Here is a 3,957-nt window from a genome sequence, read left to right as displayed (position 1 = left end):
CGCGCTTCTCCGGCAATTCCGGCCTCGGAGTGCAAACCCAGCGACACGGCGAATGGACCCGCCAGGAGGCCAGCATGGTCGCGCCGCTGGCAACCATCAGGTCGAAGGACTTCTCGACGGGGACAGCCGTCTCGCTGGCGCCCGGTCTCAACGTGCTCAATCTGAGCTACGGCATGTACGCCAAGGCGGGCTACAGCGTCAGTCAGATCGGCTGGGCACCGGAAGAAGCCTCGATCATCTCCTATGCCACCAAGGGGTCGGCCGTCGTCTCGAAGGCAGCCGGCAACGATGCCGTCGCCGTCGGCGGTATCAAGAATGGTCAGCAGGACTACCTCGACCTCGCGCTGGTCGGCAAAGCCTCGGCGATCTTCGTCGGCGCGCTCTCCACCAACGGCACGACGACCAGCAAGGCCCAGCTTGCCTCGTATTCCAACTACGCCGGCTCCAACCCGCTGGTGCAGAGCCATTTCCTTGTCGTGGGTGTCACTGGCAGCAAGACCGGCCTTTACGGCACCTCCTTCGCGGCGCCGATCATTTCCGGCTATGCCGCGATCGTCGGCAGCAAATTCACCACGGCAACGCCGACACAGATCACCAACCAGTTGCTCAACACAGCCCGTACCGACACGCTGGTCAACTACAATGCCTCGGTCTATGGCAAGGGCGAAGCCAGCCTTTCACGCGCGCTGGCTCCCGCTTCCATCAAGTGAGCCGCACCTAAGCTTCGAGTGCCTTTGCGGCGCGCTTGATGAGCGCGCCGCGGTCGAGGGTAAAACCGGACCCGATCCATTCCTTCTCGAGATTTTTCAGGATCGCGCCGAGCTTCGGGCCGGGCGACGCGCCGAGTTCGGTGAGATCGGCGCCCTTGATCGGGAATACCGGCTTTTGCCATTTCGACCCGAGGGCAAGCAGGCGCGAGAAACCACCGGCGTCGATCAGTGCCTGGTTGTCCTCGGCAGCCCGCGCCCGCGCCGAAGCCAGCGAAAGCCGCAGCCGGTCGCCAATGCCGTTTCGGTCGCCGAGATAAAGTTTCTTCGCCAGTTCGCCTTCGCTCGTCTTGGGCTCGATCGCCGCCGTCAGCGCCCAATGCCGCAGCCGCTCCGCCTCGGCTGCGGAAAACTTCAGTCTTCCGGCAAGCGTCTTCAGCCGCGCCGCATCAGGCGGCACCATGGCTTCCAGCCTAAGCAGCGGGTCGGCTGTCCAGCCCAGGTCCCTCTCGGTCCGGATCAGCCCATGGATGGCGTCGATGCCCCATTTCTCGCTTTCCGGCAGAACGCTGGTAAGCACGCCGGCCTGACGCATCCATAAAAGAGCGCGTGACGGGTCCGGCGCCGACAGGAGCTTCTTCAGTTCAGACCAGATGCGCTCCGCCGAGAGCTGGCCGAGCCCGTCCTTCAGCCGCGCGCAGGCCTTCAACCCTTCGGCGTCGGGTCGACCGTCGCCATACCAGGCAAAGAATCGGAAAAAGCGCAGGATGCGCAGGTAATCCTCACGGATGCGCGCTTCCGCATCACCAATGAAGCGCAGCCGGCGCGCCGCGATGTCGGCGATGCCGCCGACCAGGTCGACGACGTTTCCGTCAGCTTCGGCATAAAGCGCGTTGATGGTGAAATCGCGCCGCTCGGCGTCGAGCTTCCAGTCGCGCCCGAACGACACCTTGGCCCGCCGCCCATCGGTCTCGATATCGGCGCGTAGCGTGGTGACCTCATAGGCCTTGCCGCCGGCGATCGCCGTGACGGTGCCATGCTCGATGCCGGTCGGTACCGTCTTGAAGCCGGCCGCCTCGGCCCGGCGGATGGTCTCCTCGGGCAGCGTTGTCGCGGCGATATCGATGTCGGCGACCGGCTGGCCAAGCAGCGTGTTGCGAACGGCGCCGCCGGCGACGCGCGCCTGCTCACCGCCTTCCGCCAGGGCGGCCAGCAGACGTTGCAGGTGCTTTTCATTGAGCCAGTCGGCCCTGCCCGCGAGCGATACCGGAGCACTCAAGCATAGAGCCTTTCATAGAGGGTGCGGATGATGCCGGCGGTGACGCCCCAGATGCGCTGGCCGCCATAGGGCATGTCATAGAAGAACCATTCGAGGTCGTCCCACATGCGGCTGTCCCTGGCGTGGTTGGCCGGGTCCATCAGGAATCGCAGCGGCACTTCGAAAGCGGCGTCGACCTCGTCGGCATTGAGCGTCAAGGAGAAGCCTGGCCGAACCACCGCCAACACCGGCGCGATGCGGTAGCCGCTGCCGGAAACATAGTCAGGCATGCGGCCGATGATCTCGACATGATCGCGCTCGAGGCCGATCTCCTCGAACGTCTCGCGCAATGCGGCCGCTTCCGGATTGGGATCGGTTGGATCGATCGTTCCGCCTGGAAAGGCCACCTGGCCGGAATGGCTGCGCAGCTTCTCCGCCCGCTTGGTCAGAAGCATCGTCGCCTCGGCGCCGTGATCGACGACCGGGATCAGCACGGCGGCATCGCGCAGTGGCTTTGCGTGCTTCAGCCTAGGATGGCCTGGATTGAAGCGATGATCGCCATAGTCGTCGCCGGCATGTGCGTCTGCCTGAGCGGCGACGCGCTGGCGAAAATCCAAGGTCGAGAACGGCGGCGGCGTCACCTGGTCCATCACGCGCTGAGCCGTTTCAGCTTCTCGGCGGGCATGATCGGATAGACCTCGCCCCTGGAGCGCACGGCAAACATCGTCCTGCCGTCGATGTCGATCTCCTCGCCATGCTCGACCAGTTCGTACATCACCGGCCGCGCCACCAGCGCCTCCAGCCGGCCGCGCACCAGCACATAGGGTTTCAGGCCGCCGGTCGCCTCCTCGTCGACGAAGCGCAGGGCGTGGCCCGGCCCGGCCTCGACGACATCGCCGACATTGGTGCGGAAGGTGATGACCTGGTCGTCGCCGGCGCCGGACACATCCATCTCGACGGCGACGAAGGGGGCGTCGACGACGCGTATCCCCACCCTCTCCACCGGGGTCACCAGATAGGTCTTACCGTCCGCGTCCTTGCGCAGCACGGTGGAGAAAAGCTGCACCAGCGGCATGCGCCCGATCGGCGTGCCCAGATAGAACCAGGTGCCGTCGGCCCTGATCTCCATGTCGAGGTCGCCGCAGAAGTCCGGATTCCAGCGCTCCACCGGCGCCGGCCCCTTGCCGGCGCGGGTCGAGCGCGAGATCAGCGCCTCCAACCCGCGCGCCTCGGTGGCGCTGGTGAGGCTCTGTTCACGATGTTCTGTGAGCTCCGTCATGGTCACGAAATAGTCACTGTTGTTCCGCTTGTCAGCCTAACTCTGTGATTTAAGTTCAAATGCAGGCGCCAGGCGAGGCCGAATCGCGGCATTCTGCGGCACAGACAGTGCAAGCCGGTATTTCCAGCACAAGGATCGAAACGGCATGAGCGTGATGATCAAGGAAAGCCCGATCAGCGAAAAGGACATGATCGCCGAGGCCGAGAAGGCGCTGGCGGACATCTCGAAAGTCCGCAACGGCGTCGGCCGCGTCATCTTCGGCCAGGATGCGGTCGTCGAGCGCACGCTGGTGGCGCTGCTCGCTGGCGGTCATGCGCTGCTGGTCGGCGTGCCTGGCCTCGCCAAGACCAAGCTGGTCGAGACCTTGGGCGTCGTGCTCGGCCTCGATTCCCGCCGCGTCCAGTTCACCCCCGACCTGATGCCTTCCGACATCCTCGGCTCCGAGGTGATGGAGCAGGACGAGTTCGGCAAGCGCTCCTTCCGCTTCATCTCCGGCCCGATCTTCGCCCAGCTGCTGATGGCCGACGAGATCAACCGCGCCTCGCCGCGGACCCAGTCGGCGCTGCTGCAGGCAATGCAGGAATACCACGTCACCATCGCTGGCGTGCGTCACGACCTTCCCTCGCCCTTCCACGTGCTGGCGACGCAGAACCCGCTTGAGCAGGAAGGCACCTATCCCCTGCCCGAGGCACAGCTGGACCGCTTCCTGATGC

The 3,957-nt window shown here is 65.1% G+C and carries 5 protein-coding genes; 2 read left to right on the top strand and 3 right to left on the bottom strand.

Annotation, left to right across the window (positions count from 1 at the left end; all coding sequences use genetic code 11):
• Positions 1-710: S8 family serine peptidase (locus tag EN742_RS27145; RefSeq protein ID WP_245492404.1), on the top strand; the 710-nt coding region annotated here is incomplete at its 5' end.
• 7 nt (positions 711-717) lie between these two features.
• On the opposite strand, the gene EN742_RS27140 is transcribed toward EN742_RS27145, so the two are convergent.
• From EN742_RS27140 to EN742_RS27130, 3 genes are read right to left on the bottom strand one after another with little or no spacing between them, the layout of a single operon-like run.
• Complete coding sequence (locus EN742_RS27140; RefSeq protein WP_126058658.1) at positions 718-1,986, bottom strand: CCA tRNA nucleotidyltransferase; 1,269 nt, start codon at positions 1,984-1,986, stop codon at positions 718-720.
• Positions 1,983-2,615, bottom strand: coding sequence for a CoA pyrophosphatase (locus tag EN742_RS27135; RefSeq protein WP_126059382.1), 633 nt, complete (start codon positions 2,613-2,615; stop codon positions 1,983-1,985). Before EN742_RS27135 ends, EN742_RS27140 begins: the two co-directional genes overlap by 4 nt.
• Positions 2,615-3,244, bottom strand: a complete 630-nt coding sequence (locus EN742_RS27130) for a DUF1285 domain-containing protein (RefSeq protein ID WP_126058657.1) — start codon at positions 3,242-3,244, stop codon at positions 2,615-2,617. The genes EN742_RS27135 and EN742_RS27130 overlap by 1 nt, the downstream gene beginning before the upstream one ends.
• A 145-nt stretch (positions 3,245-3,389) precedes the next feature.
• On the opposite strand from EN742_RS27130, the gene EN742_RS27125 reads away from it, so the two are divergent.
• On the top strand, positions 3,390-3,957 hold a 568-nt coding region (locus EN742_RS27125), incomplete at its 3' end, for an AAA family ATPase (RefSeq protein WP_148670286.1).

The organism is Mesorhizobium sp. M4A.F.Ca.ET.020.02.1.1 (assembly GCF_004022645.1).
GTDB lineage: Bacteria > Pseudomonadota > Alphaproteobacteria > Rhizobiales > Rhizobiaceae > Mesorhizobium.
This window is presented reverse-complemented; position numbering and strand designations above follow the sequence as displayed.